25 protein-coding genes are annotated in these 23,177 nt (G+C 39.9%); 1 reads left to right on the plus strand and 24 read right to left on the minus strand.

Going from position 1 to position 23,177, the window contains the following annotated elements; all coding sequences use genetic code 11:
• Positions 1-25: 25 nt before the first annotated feature.
• Genes ACXAC4_RS17110 through ACXAC4_RS17160 form a run of 11 tightly spaced genes read right to left on the minus strand, consistent with a single transcriptional unit; the run spans position 26 to position 9,161 of the window.
• Positions 26-1,258, minus strand: a complete 1,233-nt coding sequence (locus tag ACXAC4_RS17110) for an ATP-grasp domain-containing protein (protein WP_475163731.1) — start codon at positions 1,256-1,258, stop codon at positions 26-28.
• Positions 1,259-1,271: 13 nt separating this feature from the next.
• Positions 1,272-1,862, minus strand: a complete 591-nt coding sequence (locus tag ACXAC4_RS17115) for a hypothetical protein (protein ID WP_058031450.1) — start codon at positions 1,860-1,862, stop codon at positions 1,272-1,274.
• Positions 1,852-2,229, minus strand: a complete 378-nt coding sequence (locus ACXAC4_RS17120) for an ApeI family dehydratase (protein ID WP_475163733.1) — start codon at positions 2,227-2,229, stop codon at positions 1,852-1,854. The genes ACXAC4_RS17115 and ACXAC4_RS17120 overlap by 11 nt, the downstream gene beginning before the upstream one ends.
• 9 nt (positions 2,230-2,238) lie before the next feature.
• The gene (locus ACXAC4_RS17125) at positions 2,239-2,610 is read right to left on the minus strand and encodes a hypothetical protein (RefSeq protein WP_475163734.1); all 372 of its coding nucleotides are present in this window, start codon (positions 2,608-2,610) and stop codon (positions 2,239-2,241) included.
• Positions 2,611-2,612: 2 nt separating this feature from the next.
• Positions 2,613-3,851, minus strand: a complete 1,239-nt coding sequence (locus ACXAC4_RS17130) for an AMP-binding protein (protein ID WP_475163737.1) — start codon at positions 3,849-3,851, stop codon at positions 2,613-2,615.
• 33 nt (positions 3,852-3,884) lie between these two features.
• Positions 3,885-5,300, minus strand: a complete 1,416-nt coding sequence (locus tag ACXAC4_RS17135) for an AMP-binding protein (protein ID WP_475163739.1) — start codon at positions 5,298-5,300, stop codon at positions 3,885-3,887.
• 16 nt (positions 5,301-5,316) lie between these two features.
• Positions 5,317-6,603, minus strand: coding sequence for a beta-ketoacyl-[acyl-carrier-protein] synthase family protein (locus ACXAC4_RS17140; RefSeq protein WP_421965473.1), 1,287 nt, complete (start codon positions 6,601-6,603; stop codon positions 5,317-5,319).
• A gap of 15 nt (positions 6,604-6,618) precedes the next feature.
• Positions 6,619-7,716, minus strand: coding sequence for a beta-ketoacyl synthase (locus ACXAC4_RS17145; RefSeq protein ID WP_475163742.1), 1,098 nt, complete (start codon positions 7,714-7,716; stop codon positions 6,619-6,621).
• Positions 7,717-7,728: 12 nt separating this feature from the next.
• Positions 7,729-8,094, minus strand: a complete 366-nt coding sequence (locus tag ACXAC4_RS17150; RefSeq protein ID WP_421965474.1) for an acyl carrier protein — start codon at positions 8,092-8,094, stop codon at positions 7,729-7,731.
• A gap of 52 nt (positions 8,095-8,146) precedes the next feature.
• Entirely contained in the window at positions 8,147-8,863 is a 717-nt protein-coding gene (locus ACXAC4_RS17155) for an SDR family NAD(P)-dependent oxidoreductase (RefSeq protein WP_421965475.1), read from the minus strand.
• A gap of 19 nt (positions 8,864-8,882) precedes the next feature.
• On the minus strand, positions 8,883-9,161 hold the full coding sequence (locus tag ACXAC4_RS17160; RefSeq protein ID WP_475163746.1) for a hypothetical protein: 279 nt from the start codon (positions 9,159-9,161) through the stop codon (positions 8,883-8,885).
• A 795-nt stretch (positions 9,162-9,956) separates the two neighbouring features.
• Between ACXAC4_RS17160 and ACXAC4_RS17165 the strand changes: the two genes are divergently transcribed.
• Positions 9,957-10,361, plus strand: coding sequence for a DUF2306 domain-containing protein (locus tag ACXAC4_RS17165; RefSeq protein WP_475163749.1), 405 nt, complete (start codon positions 9,957-9,959; stop codon positions 10,359-10,361).
• A gap of 237 nt (positions 10,362-10,598) precedes the next feature.
• Here ACXAC4_RS17165 and ACXAC4_RS17170 read toward each other — a convergent pair whose 3' ends face one another.
• The 13 genes from ACXAC4_RS17170 to ACXAC4_RS17230 form a co-directional block, all read right to left on the minus strand.
• On the minus strand, positions 10,599-11,171 hold the full coding sequence (locus ACXAC4_RS17170) for a DinB family protein (protein WP_475163751.1): 573 nt from the start codon (positions 11,169-11,171) through the stop codon (positions 10,599-10,601).
• Between the two features lie 73 nt (positions 11,172-11,244).
• On the minus strand, positions 11,245-12,027 hold the full coding sequence (locus ACXAC4_RS17175) for a class II aldolase/adducin family protein (protein ID WP_475163753.1): 783 nt from the start codon (positions 12,025-12,027) through the stop codon (positions 11,245-11,247).
• A gap of 39 nt (positions 12,028-12,066) precedes the next feature.
• Positions 12,067-12,222 (minus strand): hypothetical protein, encoded by a 156-nt coding sequence (locus ACXAC4_RS17180; protein WP_157599100.1) that lies wholly within the window; start codon positions 12,220-12,222, stop codon positions 12,067-12,069.
• 24 nt (positions 12,223-12,246) lie between these two features.
• A complete protein-coding gene (locus ACXAC4_RS17185; RefSeq protein ID WP_475163756.1) occupies positions 12,247-13,002 on the minus strand; it encodes a 4'-phosphopantetheinyl transferase family protein in 756 nt (251 codons plus the stop codon).
• A 12-nt stretch (positions 13,003-13,014) separates the two neighbouring features.
• Positions 13,015-13,785, minus strand: a complete 771-nt coding sequence (locus ACXAC4_RS17190) for an outer membrane lipoprotein-sorting protein (protein WP_475163759.1) — start codon at positions 13,783-13,785, stop codon at positions 13,015-13,017.
• Complete coding sequence (locus ACXAC4_RS17195) at positions 13,778-14,992, minus strand: ABC transporter permease (protein WP_475163763.1); 1,215 nt, start codon at positions 14,990-14,992, stop codon at positions 13,778-13,780. The genes ACXAC4_RS17190 and ACXAC4_RS17195 overlap by 8 nt, the downstream gene beginning before the upstream one ends.
• The gene (locus tag ACXAC4_RS17200; protein ID WP_475163766.1) at positions 14,992-15,687 is read right to left on the minus strand and encodes an ABC transporter ATP-binding protein; all 696 of its coding nucleotides are present in this window, start codon (positions 15,685-15,687) and stop codon (positions 14,992-14,994) included. The genes ACXAC4_RS17195 and ACXAC4_RS17200 overlap by 1 nt, the downstream gene beginning before the upstream one ends.
• Positions 15,688-15,692: 5 nt before the next feature.
• Entirely contained in the window at positions 15,693-16,283 is a 591-nt protein-coding gene (locus ACXAC4_RS17205; RefSeq protein WP_475163768.1) for a hypothetical protein, read from the minus strand.
• A 237-nt stretch (positions 16,284-16,520) separates the two neighbouring features.
• Positions 16,521-17,309: a LytR/AlgR family response regulator transcription factor gene (locus ACXAC4_RS17210; RefSeq protein WP_475163771.1), complete on the minus strand. Its 789-nt coding sequence runs from the start codon at positions 17,307-17,309 to the stop codon at positions 16,521-16,523.
• Complete coding sequence (locus tag ACXAC4_RS17215) at positions 17,293-18,303, minus strand: sensor histidine kinase (protein ID WP_475163776.1); 1,011 nt, start codon at positions 18,301-18,303, stop codon at positions 17,293-17,295. Before ACXAC4_RS17215 ends, ACXAC4_RS17210 begins: the two co-directional genes overlap by 17 nt.
• Positions 18,304-18,346: 43 nt before the next feature.
• A complete protein-coding gene (locus ACXAC4_RS17220; protein ID WP_475163780.1) occupies positions 18,347-19,531 on the minus strand; it encodes a hypothetical protein in 1,185 nt (394 codons plus the stop codon).
• Positions 19,532-19,700: 169 nt separating this feature from the next.
• On the minus strand, positions 19,701-21,830 hold the full coding sequence (locus ACXAC4_RS17225) for a peptidase domain-containing ABC transporter (protein ID WP_475163781.1): 2,130 nt from the start codon (positions 21,828-21,830) through the stop codon (positions 19,701-19,703).
• Positions 21,831-21,877: 47 nt separating this feature from the next.
• A complete protein-coding gene (locus ACXAC4_RS17230) occupies positions 21,878-23,122 on the minus strand; it encodes a beta-barrel domain-containing protein (protein ID WP_475163783.1) in 1,245 nt (414 codons plus the stop codon).
• Between the last annotated feature and the right edge of the window lie 55 nt (positions 23,123-23,177).

The raw sequence follows: 23,177 nt of genomic DNA on the forward strand, positions 1-23,177 counted from the left end.
TATATTCTCTGTTGATATTTAAAATTTAAACTGTTGTTAATATTAATTTTTCTTGATACTTATCTTGAAGTTCACGCCATTTACTATGGAATGACTCAGTATTAGTTGAATCAAAAACAAATAAGCTTAAGAAATCCGTACAATGCGCTGAAGCCGCTTTAAATGACCCAGGTTGAATAAATGCTTGTTTTAACTTGATACACCCATCTGTGACTGACTCTAATGGCAGGCAAGATTGCACAAAGCCTGACATATTTGAACGAATGCCAATTAACCCCGATATATCACGCTTTTCATAGTTGATAGCCGGCAAAATCTCTGTGCAGCCAGCTTCAATCGCTAATACAGCTTCACTATAATTGACGCCATATTGTGATTCGATCATCCAGACAATACCGCCGCCGCCAGGCCTTAGACCCACTTCACAGAAAGTTAGCTCACCATTTGGAGATACAAAACACTCTAAATGAGTCACACCATTCTTAATATTGAATGCTTTATTTACCTCATCAGAAAACGCGACAAGTTTACTTTTTAATGATTCATCTTCTTCAATCACACTGATAAATGGCGTACCTGCAGAGAAATCAATATTACTCATTCCCGGTAGATAAGCTGCCGGAGCGGTTAATTTGGTTTCGCCGTCAATAATGAGTGCGTTTACATGGTAAAGCTGTCCTTCAATAAACTCTTCAGCTTCAAATTGGCTTAAGTTGGCTTGGTTTTTTTCTAACCATGTTGCTAATTCTTGCTGACTTGATACAAACTCAACTTCTTTACTGCCAAAACCATCTTTTGGCTTGATTACCAGCTTCTTGAATTGTTGAAGCATCTCTTTAACACGCGACTCCTCACTACAGCATGCAAACTGCGGATACTTTACAGGAGAGCCTTTAAGACACTGCTTCATCGCTACTTTATCTCTGAAGAGCTGACCTTGAGCACTTTGCAAACCTTGGATATTAAGTAGCTCTCTTAAATTTGCAGCCAGCCCGACGTTTGATTCATCTAATGTTGCTATCGCTTCAAACTGATGCGCTTGATGCAGCATTTGGGCAGTTTCAAGCACTTTAGCTTCATCTGACCAACGAACCACTTCTACCGTAAATTTGTCTGTCAGCTTTGCAAAAATCTTCGCATTGCCTCTATCTGCTAAAATAACGCCTTCGCAAGGCAAGTTTTCGAAAATGCTAGAACCATCTAACTTCAGAAAACTTTCGTATTCGCCACGCGCCAAAATTAATAATTTTTTACTCATGCTCATTTCCTTTTTATGCTGTTTGCGCTTTTAGTTCTGCTTCTTTTTGAGCTTGTTCACGCATTTTTAAAGCTTTTTCTCTTACATACAGTGGGTACTTGTCACTGAATACTATTGCTGCAGTCAGTACAAAGTAAGTTGTGATTAAGGTTGCCCATGGGAAGTACATTTCAAACATCATGACTAGGCCATTTATTGCAAAACATGATGCCCAAAAAGCTGAAACCACTTTGTTCGTTTTTAAGAATATTGGATGACCCCAAAACTCTTGTGGCGTCACTAATTTTGAATGTGTGATAGTGAATGGCTTATTTACTAACACCGATGTAATTGCCGTAAATGCAAAGACGCCATAACAAATTTGCGCACCATATTGCATAGCCCAATATGACCAACCGACAATACTGTTAATAAACAATGACAAAAAGAGTATGGATGATACCCATGACAATGGATTGCCAGCCTTTAAGTAATTTCTACCGAAATAGGTATGTAGTACGAAAAATGCAATCCAAGATGCTGTGATTAAATCAGCAGTACCAAACCTCAAAACTAAACTGAATAGGATCCATGGCCCTACACCAAGAAGTATTTTACGCAGCATGTTCAACCTCACTCTCACTCATGAAAGAAACTATGCCTTTGTTGTAATCTTTTCCTGCATCATCCGAAATAGAAAAGAACAAGGCCTCGTTTGACCTGACTTTAAACTTACATGTGTAAGTGTTGCCCGGTACCATAGGGTTCAAAAACTTAGCATTTGAAATTGAGAACTTAACTCCCTCTTGCGTATATCGCTCAGCGACACAGAGGTTAATAAATTCCATAATTAAAGATGCAGGCACGACTGGAAACCCTGGAAAATGCTCATCAAATAAAAAGTGTTCACTATCAAGAACAAAACTGACTTGACCATCTTGGTGCGCATCAATATCTTTAAAAATTGAATTAGCTTGTTGGAGATATTTCATTGCCATTCCTTAGATTCTTGCCACTGTAATTTGAGCGTTTATTACCTGCTCAGCAGACACTGCATCATTTACTGAGATAGTCACTCGAGCAGACGGTCCAAAAGCAGCCGCTTCACAAGCAAATTCATATTCTTTTAGTTCAACATCTGCGAGCTCAGTAAATTGGTTAATATTTACAGGTAGCACTCGAACATCACGGCTACTTGCACCTTCAATTACTTTTTTGCCCGCTCTCACAGCGACTTGATGAATGCCTTCCAGTGCGAGGAATAATGGCTTAACTGACATGCCACCTTGATAATTGTTGAGCTTTAAGAGTCCTGAACCCTTGCCTTCTTCAACAGTGCCTAACTGGCAAATGTTTAAAAATTGACTATCCATATCTAAGCTCGCTTATCTAGAATCTGGCGATGCTTATTACGGCCAGTTAAAGTCGCACTCTGTGGAGTATCGAACTCGACAGTCACAATTCCCGTATTTTTGTCTAAAGCCTCCTTAACTTCTTCATAGCTAAGCAAAGCATCAGCGATCACCACTTCATCTTCTTTAGACAACATGTGGCTCAGCACTCGAATCGTCAGTAAGTCTTGTCCTTGCTGATTAGTATCGAGAAGTGCTTCGATAATAATGTCTGATTCACCAATGGCTGCTGCTGCAATTTGGCGTAACTCGCGAACATCCACTAAGTTTCCGACGAAGTTGAAACTCGTATCAGATCTATCAATACCAGCCATAATCACTTGATCACCGCGTGCTGTCAGCGATACGGCATCTCCGGTATCAAAGCGTAAAAATGGCATTGGTAATTCGTCGTTTAAACAAGTAACGAGTAATCGACCTGCATCATTGATTTCTAGGAAATAAGCATTTTGTCTAACTTTATACTTTTCACCCTGCTCCTCGATTGCCATAAATCCACATTCTGACAAACCATAAAAACCAATAATGCGTACGCCAGGGAACACTTCTCTAAGCACCTTCGCCTTTGCTTCACCAAGGCGCTCACCTGTGTATAAGATCCGCTCTATTTTTAGGTCTACACCACTTGCTTGAACAGCATGTGCAACTTGAATTAGCGTACCTGGCGTGCCCGTTAATACATTGACCTTATGCTTCTTCATAAATGCTAACTGCGTGTCAGTTTGCTCTGGGTTTAGCATGCCTAAAGGCAATACTGAGGCATAACATGCTTCAATAATTCGATTAAAACCATGATGCAAAATAGAATACATACCTACCATAAACAGATTTGCAGCTATGTCTCCAGGACCCAATACACCAGCCATTCTTAGTTCAGTGATCAATTGAATATCATCTTCGCTTGGTTTTGAGCCCGGTGTATTCGTTTTTTCAATGACTAACTTGCTTTGCCCTGAAGTACCACTTGAACCACCAATGATTAATGGCACGTCTTTATGATTTGCAAACACCTTCTCAGACAACGCGATGTATTGCTCCTTGCCCATTTCTGGAACTAAGTTTGCAAAAGACTCATAGTCACTAATCTTAGGCGCTTTTTCAGATGGAAAACTTAATGCCCAAAACTTGTTTACAATTGCCTGAATTCTTTTCCTATCAAACGCACTATGGCGCAATGAAAGTGTATCTCTTTCATTATTCATCTTCTTATCCTGTTGATTTATATTGTTAAATTTTTATAGGCTTCTTTGGCGTAATTCTGATAAATCTAATTTGCCGTTTTCTGTTCTTGGTAACTTCGGCACTAATGAGACTCTGGAGCGCTTACCGCGCAGTGTATGCGTCATCAATGAAGTCAGCTCAGTGCGCAATGCTTCATTCACATCTGAAGATTCAACAAATGTACAAAGCTCACCCTTTTTATTAGTGACATAACCCACACCTGATACCGCTTCAAAGTTCAGAATTTTGTTAGTAAGCGACGTCAATGGCACTAGCTCACCATTTACTTTGATAGTGTGACTACTACGAGTGATCCAATGCCAGCGCCCCTGTTCGTCTTGTTTGAACAAATCTCCACTGTCTGAAAATGCTTCAACACTTTGAACATCTCCACAATCAAGTAGGTACCCAACCATCTTAAAAGGCGTTTTGTAATAAAGGTTACCTACACCTGTATCTACACTTTTATTAACCAACTTAACCTTAATAGCTTCATCAACTGGGTAGCCCACTGATACCGTGTTGTTGTGACATACTTCATTTAAATCTGTGAACTGTTTCAGCTCTAAAGCGAAGATCCTTGGACCAGATTCAGTTTGCCCTAGGTTGTTCCAAAACGCTGTGGCCCATGGCATTACTTCTTGCGCCTGTGACTGCAATAACCTATCTGATGCGTTCAGTAGAATCAGTCTGTTGGGCTCAAAACCTGATAGCCACACTTGACTCAATTCATAACTCCATTCACCTAAGATAGGTAACACCGTGACATGGTTCTTCATGGCATAACTTGCAACTAATGAAGGACTAACAAACTCTCCATATGAGATTTCACTGCCACTATGTAATGCACATAACGTTGTCGATAGACCATACATATACTGCATCGGAAACACGCAGTAAGAACTATCTGTTTGCGTTAAACCTAAATAACTAGAAACGACTTTTGCATTGTTCACTAACCGCGTTTCGCAATGCACCACACGCTTTGCTTTACCCGTAGAACCTGAAGTACAAAAAACAAATTGCGCTTTACTATCACTCGGCTGAAGCGACTCTGTTGTCGCGACTAAAGTCGGTGAATAGTTTAATTCTAGCGACTTTACCTTTTGCGGAAGGACGGGTGTTTTTCTACCAATAGGTGTAACGATGACCCCTAGTTTAGATACATCATATCCATCAAGTAATTTATTCAGACTTCGCGGTGAAACCACAGCGCAAGTCAGGCCTAGATATGAGCCAATGAAATAGGACAACAGTGCTTGCAAAGGACTATAAACACAAAACACATGTAATTTCTGTTTATCTAGCTCGCCAAGAGGACCGGCATTCACTGTGCTCAATAAATTAGAAACAAACTCTGAATTGATAGAATTTTTTCCGTATTTCGCAACCCAAGTTTGCTTTGTTCCTAAGAAATCGATAAAACGCATTCTAGGCTCCTTACAACTAAGCTACAGACGGGTTCTGTAGCACCATTGATGCAGCTAAACCACCCATACCAAAAGAGTTTTTAAGTACGTTAGTAATAGGCTTATATTGAGTTTCTTTTACAACCGGAACCTTAATGGCAGGGTCTTGTTGCTCAAGATTCGCTACTGCTGGAATGAAACCATCACGAAAAGAGGCCATGACACCCAATACTTCCATCGCGCCTGCCGACGCAATTAAATGTCCATGAAGTGATTTCGTCGACGTAACCGGTGGTACATTATCTTCACCGAAAATGCCTTCTAGAACCTGAGTTTCATGGTAATCGTTCAATTTCGTAGATGTCCCATGCGCATTTACAAAGCTATAAGACGCTAACGGTAATGCGGCCTCCTCGATGGCTCTTTCCATGCATAATTGCATCTCTCTACCTTCGGTATGAGGCGCAACCACATGCTGAGCAGCTAGACTGGCGCCATAACCTTTCAAGCGACAATATTTTTGTCCTTCTCGAGCTTCAATGGCGCTTTCTTTTTCAAGAATGAAAAGAATTGAGCCTTCAGCCGGCATAAAGCCAGAGCGACGAATATCAAATGGACGACAGCGTGCAGGCCCTTCTAAAAGCGGATCTGTACTTACTGCACCCACAGCTTCAAGCTGGGCTAGATTAAATGGTGTCACCTTTGCTGATACACCACCGACGATCATCGCATCCGCTTTTCCATCTAAGATTGCCTGCCTTGCCATGCCTAGAGCTTGTAAAGAAGCCGAACATAAGCCGACATGACAACGCGTGTAACCACTAAAAGGAATATGCTTGTGTATGACCTTTAATGCAGATGTAACATCTAAGTCCATCATCTCTGAAATGCGGTAAAACTCCGTTCCTTCAGGGATAAACTCATCACGCTTCTTGCATTTATCAGCACCAATCTTTGCCGTGAATTGTGTTGTCCTTTCTGGATCAACACCTGGTTCATCAATGCCGATGACACAGCCAATTCGGTCTGGGCTGTATTTTTCTAAGGGGTTGAACTGTGCAACTAACTGTTTAACTGCTTTTTCTGCGTAAATTAGCTCGCCAGGTCTGTTTGGTTGGCCAGGTCTTTTCGGCCAACGAATATTTTCATTGCCGTACTCAGGTAAACCTGCCCATTTTGTTTTAAATGTCGAAGTATCAAATTTCTTTACTTCGCGGATCCCTGTGATCCCATTTTGTAAATTATGACTAATTTCATCTAATGTTTGACCCAGTGGGGTCATTGCACCATACGCGCTAATGCAAACACTATCCTGCTGATTCATTTTATTCACCTATGGCTATGATATTTTTATGTTTTTTAATTTTTTAATGACAATAAAGCCAATACCAACACTAAACCCTGCACCATTGATTAGAATCGTCGAGCCAACTGGCACACTTTCATCTACTAATGCAGCTGTAAGGTCTAAAATATTGTTTGCCTTACTGGTGTAACCAAACGATGACTTATAGTTTTTCTGTTCAATGTTTGGGTATACATCTCTTATTGCGGCTAACTCGTTTTCATTATTTGTTTTTACGCCGTTGCAATATGAAACTATTAAATCAATAGCAAGACCTTTAGATTTCACTGATTCAAGTAAGTCATACCAATCTCTTGCAGACGGAAATGGCGATGGACTATACCGACTTTCCACTGCAAGCACTTCTGCAAGCGCATCATGCTTTTCTTTACTCAGGTGAAGTGTGCCGGCACCAAAAGACGGGTCTATTTCACTTTCTTTTTCGTCTTTGCTTAAAAGACCCAACTTGTCGAATACCAGTAAAGTGTCAAAGTTGCGCATACTACCTGCACCCACAACCACCCCTTGTGACTCTCGACCTTGCTTAATATCAGTAAACGCATCTTCTAACGCCTGCATGCCTGATAGGGACATGCCACGAATTGGATAGCCACCACCTCGCAGGGTTAAACGCTTTGAAGCATGATATAAAGGGTTAGTAGATAGGTATCGCATCATATTGATAGGGTTACTCATTTTACTAAGCTCACCTAAATTCTTTAGTGCACCTTCTACACCACCGTGCTTTTCAATGACTTTATGCAATCCCGAAAAGTTATATTCAGAAACACCATCCGTGCCTGCATAAAGCGGCGTATTTTCAGAATCTTTTACTTCTCCATCAGGACTATTAGCTAACAAATCTCCAATAGAGTTTAAAATCATGGTTGATAGATCATTTAAGATAGAGCGATCTTCTCTGGCAATTGCTGCAACCTCTGATTTAGTTAATTTCCGATTCAGAGGCTTATAGATATTCTTTTCTGCGCTTTCAGCTCGAGCCTGTCCGCGGTTTAACACCGCATCCAAGGCTGCTAGCTCATCGAAATACTCAGTTTGAATACCTGCTGCTCTTACATAAACTGCAGACATAACTAAACCTCTTTATAGTGTGCCGATTCGGTGTTGGATAAAGTCCACACTAAATAAGTTGTACAGTGACTCTGGGCTTGGGTTTTCTTCGTTTAAATCAGTAAAACCATTGAATACTTTCTTTAATGCTTCACGACCTGCATCAGTCCATTGGCCATTTTCATAAAAATCAGGGTTATCCATCATAGTGTTGATTGGCCAAAGCTCATCTGGATCGAATTCTTTACCAGACTCACCTTTTAGTTCGAAAGCAAAGTCAACGTAATCTAGTGAAGACATTGAGTAGTCGCCGAATAGAGAGCGATCAAATTCAATTTCGCTTACATCATCTAGATATAAAATATTTGCTGCGATTGTTGCGATTTCTGTTTGGTTCATTTTGTTTACCTTTATTTATTGTGTTAGTTGTTGTATCTATAGTTAATTTTGGTTAAAGCACAGGTGCGCCGTTGGTTAGTGACAACGTAATACCCGTAGATTTGATATTGCCGGTGACAAATGCCATAGCTGCATTTGCAACATCCTCGACTTCTAGAATTTCTCTCAAAGGTAGAGTGCGAATAACTTCTTTTTCTTTTCCGTTTGCAAACTGAGTAAACATAGGCGTGTTTACAAATGCAGGTGCTATATTGATTGTTCGAACCTTGAATCGTGCGACTTCAAGACTCAGTGATGCGGTGAAGCGCTCAAGCGCTATTTTCGCACTGCCATATGCGCCATTACCTGTTTTAGGGCTCTTTGCAGCAACAGAGCTGATATTTATAATGTGACCTTTACGGTTAGCCATCATCAACTCTGCTGCTTTTGCTGAAATAATCGAAGGTGACAAGAAGTTTACGGTATGCACCTTTTCCAAATTCTCTGAAATTTCACCGAATGAAAGCGCGTCATTTGTAATACCAGCGACATTCACTAAAACATCTGGTGAGAAATCTGATTTGAGCATTTTTGTAAATGCTACAACTTCTTGTGTATTTGCTAGATTTAGCTTCGCAAATTGAATGTTTGTTGGCTTATAGCTAGCAACTTCTTCTGCTTTATTTTTATTGCTGTTATAGGTAAACATCACATCATAGCCACCATCGACTAATTTATTGACTATGGCTTTACCAATTTCTGATGTTCCGCCAATAATTAATGCCTTCATCACTTTTAACCTTTATTTTTTAGTTAGCTTTTTTGATACCGTCAGAGACACTTGAAGTGCCATCTGTTGGATTGATTTTGCATCGTGGATAAGGGTTGCATTTCATTGGCTGTTTCTCTTCCTTTTCACCGTCAATCAACCCGTCTAGGCTTAACCACTTCATGATTTCTAATTCGATTGGCGCTTTAACTTTACTGTCATGACTCACTTCATTCTCTGCTAGAGAGGTAAATGATGCTGTAATTAGGCTAGCGGCAATTAAACCCTTTAAAGCTGATGTAAATTTTTTAGAAACCATGTTGTGCACTCCTTTAATACAAATATGTACGTTTTTTTATTTTGTGTAGTGAGGGTGCTTAGTGCTCCCTCGCTGTTGATGAGTGCCATTTTGTCAATCTGGCGAAAAAAGTCTTTTGGGAAAGGTTTTATAAAACTTCTAAAAAAAATAAGCATTAAAATCAACAGCATGAGCTTTTAAACTCAGAAATTTAAAAGCTTTTTATAATTGGAAAGAGGTGCGATATCGATTTAACAGTTAATCAAAAAAAGCTGAGTCAGTATTTTCAGTCACTCAGAGACCTAAGAAGCAAAATTTGCATATGTGATTTGACTTCTTAAGCTTGAAATCAAGTGTTTTTCTATTCATTTTCTTGAAATTCATCTTAACTTTGAGAGGTAACGGGGGAGTAGAAGCGCAAAAAAACTCGTTTCGAATTGAATTACCTGTTTTGCTAGTGAGTTGGCGAGGATAAACGTGTTCTTTGAGCCAAACACACTTTATCTAATCGAAATGTAAAACGAACCTGTACTGGCCAGATGAAAGATTTGGTTAAATGCACGCTGTAACTGAAAGGATATGCAAGGAATCTTTTTGTTATTATTTTAATCCGCCTTTTATTTTCGGCTAAAGCTTCACAGGTTAAATATCTAAAAAGGCATATTAAAGTAAAAGCGATCTATTAAGTGTTTTACTCTCTAAAGTAAGGACTTAGAGTAAATCAAAAGCGCACAATACCCACGCCATTTGTACCTTTAAAAGAACACAGTAACTCGATACTATAAATAGATAAAAATAAACTCTAAGGAATAGTTAATGAATATTAGTATCTTATTGAATGCCTCTCACCCCATACCCCTTCACTCTTTTTTTGCAATAGCTGCACTCATTTTTGGGGCAGCTCAACTCACTAGACAAAAAGGTACACTCGCGCACAGAGCATTTGGGTATTTGTGGGTAACATCTATGGTAATTGTCTGCTGCTCTAGTTTCTTTATTAAAACCTTGCAATTTGACTTTTTGTTTGGCTTTAGCCCAATTCACTTGCTAAGTATTTGGACTTTAATTTCTATGTACTTAATGATTTCTCATGCTAGGAAAAAGCAAATACCTCAACATAAAACATGGTCAAGAAATACCTATTTTCTATCTCTCGTCGTCGCTGGCTTTTTTACTTTTTACCCTGGCAGGATCATGTATAGGGTTTTCATGGGAGCCTAGATTAAGTATTACCACCTGTTGCTATGCTTAAACACGCTCTGTGTGATGTACGCTTTTGTAAAACCAGCTCTTTTGATTGAGCAGTTTAAACAAACCTGTCTACTAAACCACGCATAACAACAAGAGAATAGATATAAAAAACTGATAAGTAAGGATAAATTTAGGTGATACTCATTTTTATGTTTATCACCTAATAAATCGTATTTAAACAAGATGACGACACGTAATAAAAGTTTTCTACATGTCGAAATAAGGAATTTTAGGAGAGTGTCCTAACAATCGAGCATACTGGGCTAAAGCACCTCTATGGTGAGCTGTATGATCTAACATGATTTCTATAATGTCTTCTGCACAAAAGAAGTCTGGCACTAATGAGTTTTCACCGATCGGCTGTTGTAACTCGACTTCCGATGGGATAGCAAAAGCATCACTTGCATATGCCATTGTCTTAGAGAAAATCGCCTTAATTTCTTCCATGTTAACTTCTTCATCAAACTGTTTCTTGTCGGCATTTTGAGTCCACCTCATATCCGTCACAGCGGTACTGGAACCTAACCATACTTGTCCTGGCCTAAATGAAGTATGAGTGATTTTTGAGGTAGACTCTAACGTTGCTAAATAAGCACTAACAAATAGCTCTATTGCTCCGACCGTATGCATAACCTGATCTTTTACAGAAAGCATATTTTGCTGCGGCCTAAAGCTTGAGTCTTCATCATTGAAAGCACTCAAGGTACGAAGAAAAAATTCATTATGCATATGAAATTTAATTCTAAAGACATTATTCTGAAAGGCTTTATGTTCTGGCATCTCAATCCTTAAAATATCTAAATGAATCAAAAACTGGCTATAAAGTGTGGCAATACAGCCAGTTTTATCTTTATTAATGGAATAAATCTGGCTGTTGTTTCGAGATAGACTCGTAGAGTGACATGAAGTTGAACCAACCTGTACGCTCTCGACCAATTAATTTCTGAGTCTCTTTTGCGACCGAATCCTCTATTAATTGCGGTTTGCCAGCTGTTTCAGCAAGTAGTTGAACCTGGCATGCTCTTTCTAGTGAAATATACCACCAGCAAGCAGATTCAATACTTCTGCCAACTGTCAACAAGCCATGATTTTGTAATATCATGGCCTTTTTTCGCTGTAAGGCTTCAACAATTAATTCACCTTCCGATTTATCCAGTACAACACCGCCAAACTGTTTGAAGTTCACACAATCATTATAGAAAGCGCATGAATCCTGAGTGATCGGCAGCAGCTCTTTATTCAAGGTAGAAAATGCTTTGCCATACGTAGAGTGCGCATGTGCTGCAGCAACAACATCTTTTCTATGCATATGAATATGCGAGTGAATAGTAAAAGCAGCACCATTTAACAACCCTTCACCCTCTACCACATCACCTTTGTGATTTACCAAAAGTAAATCTGAAACTGTGATGTTTGAAAAGCTTTTACCTAATGGGTTAACCCAAAAGTGGTCTTGGTACTTTGGATCTCTGGCAGTAATGTGGCCAGCTACACCTTCATCAAAACCATACTGACCAAATAATCTAAATGCTGCGGCCAGTTTATTTTTTCTATCTTGCCTGATCCCTTCAATGGATGTGCTTAACCGGGTCGGATAGCCTTGGTTTTGAGCGTTCATTACAAGTTGATTCGTCATGACTCTTTTCCTTAAAAGCTCCTTAAATGTATTCTCAAGTTACTTTTTCTTGCATAGCACAAAACTACCGCAACCCGTATCTGTCGGAGATGGCAAGTCCAGTGAACCACCAGCAACTTTTGCGGTTAATTTGTCTATATTAAAATCTTTTACATTCAGATTCTTAAGTACTTTTTTATTCAGTTTAGTTTTCATTATTTTCTCCTGTTGGTTGATTTTTTATGCAGCCTGAGCTTCAGGCACATTTGGTAAATAGTGGAAACTGCGAAACTTAATCGCGGTATTTTTTACGTTTTTTTCATCTAATAAAGTAACTGCCAATCTGTGCTGCTTAGATATAGGCCAAAGCCAACTAAAGAAGTGGCCCGATACCTTTGTTAGTTTCAAGCCATCAATACAGAAACTAGAAACAGGGTCGTTTTGCGAAAAAGAGACATTACTTAGCTTTGTAGTTAGTCCTTTTCCCGTTGCCTTTATGAGTGACTCTTTCAATGTCCATCGATCATAAAAGTATTGCTCTTGTTTAAGCTCTGATAATGCCTCGAATTCATCATATTCACTTTCCGAGAACAGAGATTTAACTAATGCTTTTAGGTTGCGTTTAAAACGGATCCTTTCAATATCAATGCCGACTGGCTTATCTTTACAAATGACACAAGCAAGAACATTGTCACTGTGTGATAAGTTAAACTCTAACTGATACCCTGCATTGGCAATCTCAGGCTTGCCATGCAAGCCTTGTCGGAATTCAATTTCGGTTGGCTGTAAGCCTGTATACTTGGCTAAAACAGCTCTGAGAAAAGCCCTCGATACCGTTTTAACTTTCCGCTCTGGGGCCCTTTTAAGCATGCTAATTTGCTGCTTATCTGATGCAGTAAGCAGCGTTTCCAGTTCGCTTAATGCATTATTTTGTTCAAACAAACTTAGCGAGGTCTGCCATATGTCTATTTGATTGTTTGTTAATTGTAGTTCCAAAATTACAACCTCTTATTGCGTTAAGAGCTTATCCAAGTCGCTGCGAATTAAAATTTGTGGATTAAATAACTTGGATGGCACTTTGATTGGCTTAATTTCATCGTAAGCAATCACAGTTCTTTTACCTGGTTGCATCTGATCTTGTAGAGACATAGCAACAACCTTTGACTTACCATTTCTTTGCCCTCGATCAAACGTGGCCGTTTTCGCATGCTTACCAGAGCGAAGATATAATTCGGCTTTTAAAGGAAATAAATCACTTTTATCAACCGTTAATTGAATCTTTTGATAACTAGCTTTGCTGGAATTAGCCGACAAATTAAAGACAATTTCACTCTTATCAGACGAAAACGAACTCACCTGATAATCCTTACTCCAACTCAAAGTTGCAATATCTCCCAAAGAAGCCTCGCCTAATAGCTTTTGCAAAGGGGTAATGCGAATTGGTCTGCGGCTTCTTGGCATAAACATCCAAAAATCGCTCTCTTTCATTAATACTTTCTGGCCTTGCTCAGAGGCTGATTTAAATACAACCAGTGAATTCTTATTGGTAGATGAGTAGACGTCGTATTGTTTCTCATTCTTTAATGAATCATTGTCATAAGCGCGAACGGTTGCTGAAATCTTGACTGAATCAGATTCACTGCGAAAAGCATCAACGCTAATTAATGAAAGTTGGGGGTCAAACACCTCACTATCTTCTTGATAAACGGTCTGTGCCATCGTTGATAAGGAGATCATAGAAATTACGCAAAAAGATATTTTGCTAATAAATTTAAACATGGCTTAACGCCTCCGTAATTGATTTAGAACTTCCTTTATGAGCCGCTTTAAAAGCAGCCAACACACATACCAACACCATAGTGAATAAGACGATACCAGCGATTTCCCATGAGAACGTTATCGTCAACGGATAACCTTTATTACTGCCTGGAGGCGGTGGCATTTCTAGCCCAACATACACCAAACCCCAAGCAATAAATGCTGATGCGATGATCCCTAAACTTGCACCTATGAAACCTATGATGCTAGATTCAAGCACAAAGTTACGAATGATTTCCCATTGGTAAGATCCCATCGCGGATACCGTGCCGATCTCTCTTGTTCTCTCTGTGACAGTCATTGCCATGGTGTTAGAAATTGAGAAAAAGACTAATAGCACCATGATCCCACCAAGTAATCCGAAGATTCTGTTATATAAATCTTTTACTGATTGGTAGTAAAATGCTCGCTCCCACCAAGGTGTAAATTGCAGAGACTGATCACGCTTTTGATAATCTGACACCTTTTGCTGGGTCTTGTTTATATCGAATAAATAAACAGATAAAGAGCTTACTTTTTCGGTATAGAGAAGTGATTGAGCATCAGACAATTTGACGTATAGCTGGCGTTTATCTAAGTCAGGCACACCTGTGGTATAAATACCTCGAACAGTAAAATCAAAAGCGTTCAATGCCCCGTCTGTGGTTGTAGACATCAGTGTAATGTAATCGCCCACCTGCACTTTCAAGTTACGAGCAAGCTCTTTACCTAATACCACTTCAGCTTCTTCTTCATTCCCGAAGCTTGAAAGCGCTTTGCCTTCTAACATAGTTAGGAAAGGCCCTTTCACCATAAACTCTTCTGGCTCAACGCCCAGACCAATGAAGATAGAGCTCTTTTCTCCATTAGATACCAAACCATTAAAATTTATTCTCGGAAGAACACTTTTAATACCTTCATCTGATGATAGTTGCTCTATAAGTGTTTCTGTATCATCTAAACCATACTGCAGAGGCGTGTCTTCCTCTTCTTTAAGGAACTTTTGGTGCGTAATGATAAAGTTACCTTCATCTCTCGCCGCCTTTTCTGCAAGCGATTGATATGTAAATAAAGCAAACCCACTTGTTGTCAAAATCGCCGCAACGGCAACCGCAGCCACTAATATCGTAAACAATGAGCGTCGCCCGTTGCGCCATACATTAAAGAATGCAAATGAAATCCAACGCATTATCCCGCCCTCCTTTGAGTTTCGTATGGGTTGAATGTGGATAAGTTGCCGTCAGCAAGATTCAAAACTCGATGACAACGCTCTGTCATTCGATGATCGTGCGTTGCAACAATAAATGTGCTGCCCAGGTCATTGCCTAGATCACGCATCAAATCAATCACCATATTTGCAGTGGGTGTATCAAGATTTGCGGTGGGTTCATCCGCAATGACAATTTCAGGTCTTTTAACTAAGGCACGAGCAATTGCCACACGCTGCTGTTGGCCGCCTGATAGCTGATCAGGACGCTTTGATATATGATCTTTCAAGCCTACTTTACTAATAATATCAACAACCTTATTCATCCTTTCTCTTTTGCTCATATTCAACATAAGAAGTGGATATTCAATATTTTCGTACACCGACATCACAGGAATTAAGTTGTATCTTTGAAAGATGAACCCCAACTTTTCTCGGCGGATTTGCGTCATTGCTTTTTTATCTTTAGGCACAGCTTTACCTGCAAGCCAAATATCACCGGTATAATCGTCATCAAGTAACCCACATATATTGAGTAGTGTTGACTTCCCACTCCCTGATGGGCCACATAATGCAACTGTCTCACCTTTTTCTATGTCTGCAGAAACACCTTTAAGCGCATCTACAACAACCTCTCCAGTACGATAAGATTTAACAATGTTAGAGAATTTAAGCATGACCCCTATTCCTTTTCTGATTTTAAGAGTTGGGCAAATGCCTCTGATTTCTCTAACAATGATTTAGCTCTTGGCTGATCCTCTAATTTATCTGCAGCCATTGCCGCACAACGATAGGTCATTTTTTTAAGTTGATTATTTAACTTATCAAACTTACTGCGCTCTGCGATGACCTGTTTTAATAAGTGATCACCATGCTCCGCTCTGTTCATCATTTTTGGTACTTGCGAAAATGTACATCCAGCAGTGATATAAACTCTGGCTTGCTGCGGGTAAGGGGCCTTCTTAACTTGCTTCACAGCTTTATTGAGCTTCGAAATACCCAGCTCTGCAAATTTCATTTTTTGCCAAGGTTGATTGGTATATCTTGCCTGAGTCGTTTCTGCACTACCTAGCATAGCCAAAGTGATTGGCGAAGGCGTTTGTTCATTTAATTCTTTTAATGCATTGATTGCATGTTGATTTTGCGCTTGTGAGCCAGCAAGTCCCGCTTGATAAGCTTTAATAACGTGAGATGGTATTTCAGCTGCCATAGTTACTGTGCTAACTATCGAAGCACCAAAAATAGCTTTTTTAAAAATAGAAAGTGGCTTCATCGTCATAATCCTTCGTTGTTCCTGTTGATGTAGCTATCTTATGAAACAATTCAGGCTTGGTGTTACCCAGGTGATAATCTGCAACATAGAATGATAAAAGGTAAAAAATAACGATAAACGACAGCTAGGAGCCAACAGAGTGAAGGGGTCGTGTAATGAAAGATAGGCACAAAAAAAGAGGCTACTTTTAGTGCCTCTTTCTATTCAGTTGAGCGAACCTAAATAAAGGTTTAGCTTTTACATCTGTTTAAATAAGTGATGGTACTTCCTGCTTACTGATAGTTTTTCATCACTCCCCTTTAAGTTCACATAAACATGCCCTAATTCATCTTTTGATATATGCGCAATGGTATCTACCCGCACAATACAGTTCCGGTGAATACGCCAAAAAACATCGGGATCTAACTGATTTTCTAAGACTGTAATCGCAGTTTTAATTAAGTGCTTATTAAGCCCTACGGTCACTTCTGTGTATTTATTATCTGCAATGAAGTAGTCCACATCATCTACATCAACCATGTAAACGTCATTGTTCTTACTCGCTCTAATCCATTTTAGATACGTTTGTGATGAAGCATCTCCACTCTCTTGCATTAATTGAGAAAGCATTACCTGTAACTGAGTGTGTTGTTCGCTTTCAGAGTGCTCATTCGATAAAAGCTTTTGGATTCGCTGGACTGTTTTTATCAGCCTCGATTCTTCTAGTGGTTTTAATAAATAGTCAATTGCTTGGTTTTCAAAGGCAGTAACAGCATGTTCATTATAAGCTGTCACAAATACGATAATAGGTGCCTGCTCTGACTCAGATAAAACTCTAGACACTTCTAAGCCATCGATCCCAGGCATATTTATATCTAAAAACAACACTCTAGGGCTGAATGCTTCTGTTAGCTCTAGCGCTTCTTCTCCATTTGCAGCCTGACCTACAATATCGATTTCAGGCCAGACATCTTCTAACATCATTTTTAGGTGTGCACGTAAAATTGGCTCATCATCTGCGATCACTACTTTAACTTTGTGAGACATTTAATGGCACCTCCATAGTCACAACCACTTTCCCCACTTGGCTGTTGTCGTATCTCAAACTAGCCTGGCCCTCGTATAGCTGTTGCAACCTTGTTTTCACATTATTCATACCTACTTGAGTCCCCTTACGGTTGCTACCATCAACGGGTACATTATTTGTAATGCTTATTACTAAGTTACTTTCTTCTTTTTCAACCGATAATGTCAGTTCTCCACCGCAAGTTAATTGCTCTATGCCATGCGTCACAGCATTTTCAATCAATGGTTGCAATAACATAGGAGGGAACAAAATATCATCGGTAATTTTATCGGTAACGTCATAGTTAATTACCAACCTATCACCTAAACGAATTTTCTGTATAGCGAGGTAAGCTTTGTTAAAACGAAGCTCATGGCCTAATGTTAGCCATTCAGATCGGGTTCTATCTAAACTCTGTCGCAATAAAGCCGTTAATGCGATTAACATTTTATTCGCCTGCTTGGTATCAACCGCGATTAATGCCTGAATATTGGCTAACGTATTAAACAAAAAGTGAGGTTCAATTTGTGACTGCAGAAGTCTTAATTCAGTTTCGAGCAGGACTTTGTCTTTTTTAATCTGATCTAATTCAACTTGCGCCAATGATTGCTTTAAATCTTGCGCTTGAATACTTTGGTAATAAGTAAAGCTCACGACAACCATAATAAAGCTTCCGATTAGCAACATACCAACATATTGCTGCCAATCATCTACATAGCCCCCTGTGCTTTTTACGACACCAAGCAGCAAAGGAGTAAGCCCCCAAACGACAAAAGAGAAGGTAACCGCTAACAGAAACTGTAAAGATAGGTTCATTTGAGGATAGTGCCGCTTTAACCATTTTCGGCATAAACGGATACTAAATCCTATCCCTAATGAAATTAATATCGAAATAATTGGGTATTTTGCCCATCCAATAAAATGAATAAGTAGACCAAGTGCAATACAAACCACTGCTAGCTTAAGATTACTCATCCAACTTTCTGATCCTGAGAAAGAGTTGATTAGAGACATGAATTTACAACTTTATTTCTACACTAAGGTACCCTGTTTTTTGATAACTTAGTTGCTCATATATTGATTTATTCCCACCAGCATAAGATCTATATCCTAAGCAAAGTTGGGTGCTCTCGTATTTAGAGTAACATAGGCCTGTATCTATTAACATACTGTTATCACTGGGGTTCATTAACCATGTTACCTCTGGTTGCCAGATTGGATTTGACGATCTTAAATGCACCATTAGGTTGTCTCTGAATAAATTTTGGGTCGCAAAGTGAGCACGATAGAGGCTTAACTGATGTTCGGAAACTCCTTCATTGGCACCAGCAATCACTTCTCGCCACTGCTGGTTACTTGGGGCTCGGCCGTCATGCCAATACTCAACAATCGCAGTAATACCAACCGAAAAACTATAATTCAGTCCAAGTAATGCCTGTATGCTCCCTTTTTGCCACACCGTTTCAACATTATTAAACCCATGATGCGCAGTTACAATTGGCGTTCGATGTCGTTGCTGCCAAATAAACGACCCATGTAGCTCTAGACTATTTCCTATGACCGTCTGTGCACTGCCTCCCACTCTAAACCCTAACTCATTATCATAGTGAGCAACCGCTTGAGCCTCATAGCCATCAAAGAATTGATAATAACGACCACCACAACCATGCCCTGACTTAACTTTTTCACCTCTTTCGAGATACTCAACACGTGTTTCATTACAGATAAAAGTGACATTTCCTGACTCTGTAAAATAGTCCCCTGTAACCATTAATGTACCTGGAGGGACCGCTGTATAAATGGCTAAAGAGTCTGTTGGTGAGAACATGTCTAAAGGCCTAAAACCATAACCAACATCCCAGTCTAGTTTCTTCTTTCCAGCAGATAAGTACCAGTTTTTTATGCTAAAGTCATAATATGCTTCAGATATTGTTAGCTTAGTTTCGCTACTGCCGCCCATTTTATTGATACTTGCTGTTGCAGCTAGGCGTAGCCCCTCACTTTCAGCACTCATGTCTAAAGCCGAGAAAAGTGATGAAGTATTATCAGTTGCAAAAATTGGTTGAGACGTCGCTTTTAAACTCTGACCATGAAAACGAACTCGACTATCTAATTCTAAATTTTCTAAAAATGTCTCTGCACTTACCTCTGCAGCTAGAATTAAGGCAATTAAAAGAAAAGCTTTGTTATATACACCAAACACAATACCAATCCTACTCAAGTATTTTTAAACCAGTTTAAAAGGATCTACTGGCTGAAGTAGCTCAAGTGATAATTGGTGATATACCCTGATGAAAGGACGTAACTGTAGATAAAATGAAAGATAAATATGCCAGCTGACAATCTAACATATTTATCATCTTCATCTTAGTTTACGAGGTAGCCTCTATTTGATTTTCTATTAGAGGTTTAACTAACTTAATTTCTCTATCAGCAGACGCAATCGTTTCTTTTCGGTGGGCGATGATCACTCGAGTGATATCTAAACGGGAAACCGCCTCATTAATGTCAGCTTCTAGATTAGTGTCTAAGTGGCTGGTGGCTTCATCCATAAACAAGATTTTAGGTTGTTTATATAAAGCCCGAGCCAAAATAATACGCTGCTTTTGACCCCCAGATAAGCTTGAGCCCATATCGCCAATTAAACTGTCATAACCCATTGGCATTTGCGCAATATCATCGTGAATGGCAGCCAGTTGAGCACAATAAACTACGCGCTCCATATCAACGGGTGAATCAAAGAAAGCGATGTTATCTGAGACCGACCCAGATAAAAGCTCATCGTCTTGCATAACCGCCGCGATTTGCTGTCGGTATTGTCGCGCACCTATTTGCTCAAGCGGTACGCTATCAATTAGCACTTCACCAGACTTGGCTTTATTGAGCCCAAGTAAGAGCTTTAGTAGTGTCGATTTACCACAGCCCGAAGGCCCAGTGATTGCCACCGACTCGCCTGCTTTTATCTTCAAGCTCAAGTTATCAAGTACATTCGGTGTTGCATCTGAATAAGCAAAGCTCACGCCTTTGATTTCAATGTCACCTTCAATACTATGACGTTTGATATTCGCTGGCTGTAAGTCTTCTTTTTCAGTCAATGCAATATCCGCTATACGCTCAAAGTGTAAACCTAACATTTTGAATTCGATAAACTTCTCAATGAGGTTGGCGGTTTTTTCCATAAACTGACGTTTATAAGACATAAACGCAAATAGCATACCGGTACTGAATCCACCTTGGATCACTAAGTGCGCCGCCAAATAGACCACCACAATATTTTCGATACCAAATAAAGCTCGGTTAATGGCTTCGTAACCAATATTAAAGTTACCAATTCGAATGTTCTGATTAATGGCATTGGCATAGCGGTTTTGCCATTGCCCTTCACGTTTTACCTCAGAACCAAATAACTTGATGGTTTGAATGCCTCGCACAGTTTCCATGAAGTTAGAGTTTTCTTCAGCTCTTGCCATAATTTCTTGTTCGCTGATCGCTCTGTAAGGCTTATACATGGCAATTCGCACACCGGCATAGGCAAATACTGCCACCAGCACCACCGCAGAAAGGGTTGGACTATAGAAGAAGATCATCGCCAAGGTGATTATCGCCATTAGGCCATCAATAATGGCCTCAATAACCCCTGTGGTGAGTAATTGTTTAACTTGCTGTAGTGAACCAAAACGCGATACCACATCACCCATGTGGCGTTTTTCAAAGTAAGAAATTGGTAAACGTACTAAGTGATGGAATAAATTGGCACCGAGCTGAATATTCATTTGATTACCAAAATGCAGCAAGGTAAAGCCCCGCAGCGCATTGGTGGCTATCTCAAACACTAATACCAAGAAGAAACCGACGGCGAGTACAGTCAATAAGGAGGTATCGCCTGTAAGTACAACATCATCAATGACTAATTGTATGTAATATGGTGCAGCCAGGGTGAATACTTGTAACAACAAAGACAGTAAGAAGATCAGTAATAAAGAACGTTTAAGACCCGAGATTCGGCTCCAAAAGTCAGAGAATCTGAGTGTGGGTTTACTTTCTTGTTTTTCAAAGTCTTTGGTCGGTGTGAGCTCTAGAGCAACACCGGTGAAATGTTTTGACGCTTCTTCAAGGGTCAGTGTTTTTTCGCCTTTAGCAGGGTCATGAATGACAATGCGCTTTTCATTGGCTTTTTTTAGCACCACAAAGTGATTGAGATCCCAGTGTAAAATACACGGCGTTTGCAATGCGTCAAGATCTTCAAGCTCAATACGTAGTGGTCTTGTGCTTAACTTGAGTTGCTCAGCAAATCCCATAATATCGAGCAGTGTCGCGCCCTCAAGAGATATGCTAAATTTTTGTCGAATAGATACCAAGTCGGTTTGATAGCCATGGTAACACGCCACCATAGCTAAACTTGCTAAGCCACACTCCGCAGCTTCCGACTGTAAAATAATGGGCAATGAGTTCCTTGACCAAAACTGTAGTTTGTTTACTACACTTTCATCTTCTTCATGCATCTTTTACTGCCTTATTATTGTTATAAACATAGTCTTGTGCTGAAAATTTACAGCTGACCTTTAATACTAAATACTGGATCAAATAACCAACGTAGAAGTGAACGCTCTTCGATCACGATATCTGCGTCGAGTCTCATACCCGCTCTAAGTGGTGTTGCTTTTCCATAAGCTTGAATATCTTGTTCTGAGAGTGCCACAACCACACGATAAGCGGGCTCTGTCAGTACGCCTGGCATTGAGGCCTCTTCAGGTAATATCACTGAATTACTGATTTCTTTGATGGTGCCATCGTACACCCCAAATTTTTCATACGGGAAGGCGTGGTAGCGCAAACGTGCATTTTGGCCAACATCAACAAAACCAAATGCTGAAGTAGGCACATAGACGATTGCTTGCATTTCGCTGTTTTCAGGAAGCACTGAGAGTAAGCTTTGCCCTGTAGCCACTGTTTTACCTACTTTTGCAGTGAGACCACTGACAATACCTGATTTAGGTGCTCTTAACTCACCTAGGCGCTGCTGCTCAATCGACGACAACTGCATTTTAAGATCGGCGCGCTGTGACTCCAATTGTGCAATACGTGTTTGCTGTTGCAAAGGTCGCTGCTCAATTTGCTTTTCGAGTTGCTGTAATTGACTAACCAGCGACACCCGCTCTGATTTGATACTCGATGCCTGCTGTTGCAGCGACAACAAGGTATCTTTTTGTCTTTGTAGCTCTAACTCTGAAATATAGCCTGTGCCCTTTAAGCTACCAACTTGCTCAACCATCTTCTGATTTAACATCAGTCGCTGTTTAAAAGTGGCGGCTTGGCTATCTAATTCAGATAGACGCTGCTCGAGAGAGATTTTCTGCAAATTTAACTGCTCAAGATCTAAGTTATCCTGCGCGATTTGCTGGGTGATCTGTCGCTCGAGTGAATTAAGTTGAAACTGGTATTGGTTAAGTAAAGCCTGATTGAGTTCTAACTCTTGGCTGCTGTGCTTCACAGAGGCTATTCTCAACAGCGGCTCACCGACTTCAACAAACTGCCCTTCAGAAACGAGCACTTCTGAAATTAAGCCTGCTTGAGAGGCCTCTACACGTAAAAGACCGGCATCGGGTTCTATCACCCCACTCACACGTTCTTTTCGGGTGTATTGTCCAAGACTCAAAAATACCAGACTGACAACGACGACCGTTAAGATCAACACTGTGAGTCTTCTAAAAATGGGTGGCTGAATAAGCGACACAGCTCCTTCTAGTCGATGTCGTTTATGCTCCAGCACTTCTTTGCGGAATAGACTGTCCATAGGTTACTTCTTATATGTTAACGTTAAATTAACTTTGAAATTCAATGTACCACTT

This window comes from Pseudoalteromonas sp. AWM4_233, assembly GCF_056158285.1.

What these genes read in the sequence shown, in the direction of transcription:
- ACXAC4_RS17110 (WP_475163731.1), bottom strand. Translation starts at nt 1,258, where the DNA reads ATGAGTAAAAAATTATTAATTTTGGCGCGTGGCGAATACGAAAGTTTT.
- ACXAC4_RS17115 (WP_058031450.1), bottom strand. Translation starts at nt 1,862, where the DNA reads ATGCTGCGTAAAATACTTCTTGGTGTAGGGCCATGGATCCTATTCAGT.
- ACXAC4_RS17120 (WP_475163733.1), bottom strand. Translation starts at nt 2,229, where the DNA reads ATGAAATATCTCCAACAAGCTAATTCAATTTTTAAAGATATTGATGCG.
- ACXAC4_RS17125 (WP_475163734.1), bottom strand. Translation starts at nt 2,610, where the DNA reads ATGGATAGTCAATTTTTAAACATTTGCCAGTTAGGCACTGTTGAAGAA.
- ACXAC4_RS17130 (WP_475163737.1), bottom strand. Translation starts at nt 3,851, where the DNA reads ATGAATAATGAAAGAGATACACTTTCATTGCGCCATAGTGCGTTTGAT.
- ACXAC4_RS17135 (WP_475163739.1), bottom strand. Translation starts at nt 5,300, where the DNA reads ATGCGTTTTATCGATTTCTTAGGAACAAAGCAAACTTGGGTTGCGAAA.
- ACXAC4_RS17140 (WP_421965473.1), bottom strand. Translation starts at nt 6,603, where the DNA reads ATGAATCAGCAGGATAGTGTTTGCATTAGCGCGTATGGTGCAATGACC.
- ACXAC4_RS17145 (WP_475163742.1), bottom strand. Translation starts at nt 7,716, where the DNA reads ATGTCTGCAGTTTATGTAAGAGCAGCAGGTATTCAAACTGAGTATTTC.
- ACXAC4_RS17150 (WP_421965474.1), bottom strand. Translation starts at nt 8,094, where the DNA reads ATGAACCAAACAGAAATCGCAACAATCGCAGCAAATATTTTATATCTA.
- ACXAC4_RS17155 (WP_421965475.1), bottom strand. Translation starts at nt 8,863, where the DNA reads ATGAAGGCATTAATTATTGGCGGAACATCAGAAATTGGTAAAGCCATA.
- ACXAC4_RS17160 (WP_475163746.1), bottom strand. Translation starts at nt 9,161, where the DNA reads ATGGTTTCTAAAAAATTTACATCAGCTTTAAAGGGTTTAATTGCCGCT.
- ACXAC4_RS17165 (WP_475163749.1), top strand. Translation starts at nt 9,957, where the DNA reads ATGAATATTAGTATCTTATTGAATGCCTCTCACCCCATACCCCTTCAC.
- ACXAC4_RS17170 (WP_475163751.1), bottom strand. Translation starts at nt 11,171, where the DNA reads ATGCCAGAACATAAAGCCTTTCAGAATAATGTCTTTAGAATTAAATTT.
- ACXAC4_RS17175 (WP_475163753.1), bottom strand. Translation starts at nt 12,027, where the DNA reads ATGACGAATCAACTTGTAATGAACGCTCAAAACCAAGGCTATCCGACC.
- ACXAC4_RS17180 (WP_157599100.1), bottom strand. Translation starts at nt 12,222, where the DNA reads ATGAAAACTAAACTGAATAAAAAAGTACTTAAGAATCTGAATGTAAAA.
- ACXAC4_RS17190 (WP_475163759.1), bottom strand. Translation starts at nt 13,785, where the DNA reads ATGTTTAAATTTATTAGCAAAATATCTTTTTGCGTAATTTCTATGATC.
- ACXAC4_RS17195 (WP_475163763.1), bottom strand. Translation starts at nt 14,992, where the DNA reads ATGCGTTGGATTTCATTTGCATTCTTTAATGTATGGCGCAACGGGCGA.
- ACXAC4_RS17200 (WP_475163766.1), bottom strand. Translation starts at nt 15,687, where the DNA reads ATGCTTAAATTCTCTAACATTGTTAAATCTTATCGTACTGGAGAGGTT.
- ACXAC4_RS17205 (WP_475163768.1), bottom strand. Translation starts at nt 16,283, where the DNA reads ATGAAGCCACTTTCTATTTTTAAAAAAGCTATTTTTGGTGCTTCGATA.
- ACXAC4_RS17210 (WP_475163771.1), bottom strand. Translation starts at nt 17,309, where the DNA reads ATGTCTCACAAAGTTAAAGTAGTGATCGCAGATGATGAGCCAATTTTA.
- ACXAC4_RS17215 (WP_475163776.1), bottom strand. Translation starts at nt 18,303, where the DNA reads ATGAGTAATCTTAAGCTAGCAGTGGTTTGTATTGCACTTGGTCTACTT.
- ACXAC4_RS17225 (WP_475163781.1), bottom strand. Translation starts at nt 21,830, where the DNA reads ATGCATGAAGAAGATGAAAGTGTAGTAAACAAACTACAGTTTTGGTCA.
- ACXAC4_RS17230 (WP_475163783.1), bottom strand. Translation starts at nt 23,122, where the DNA reads ATGGACAGTCTATTCCGCAAAGAAGTGCTGGAGCATAAACGACATCGA.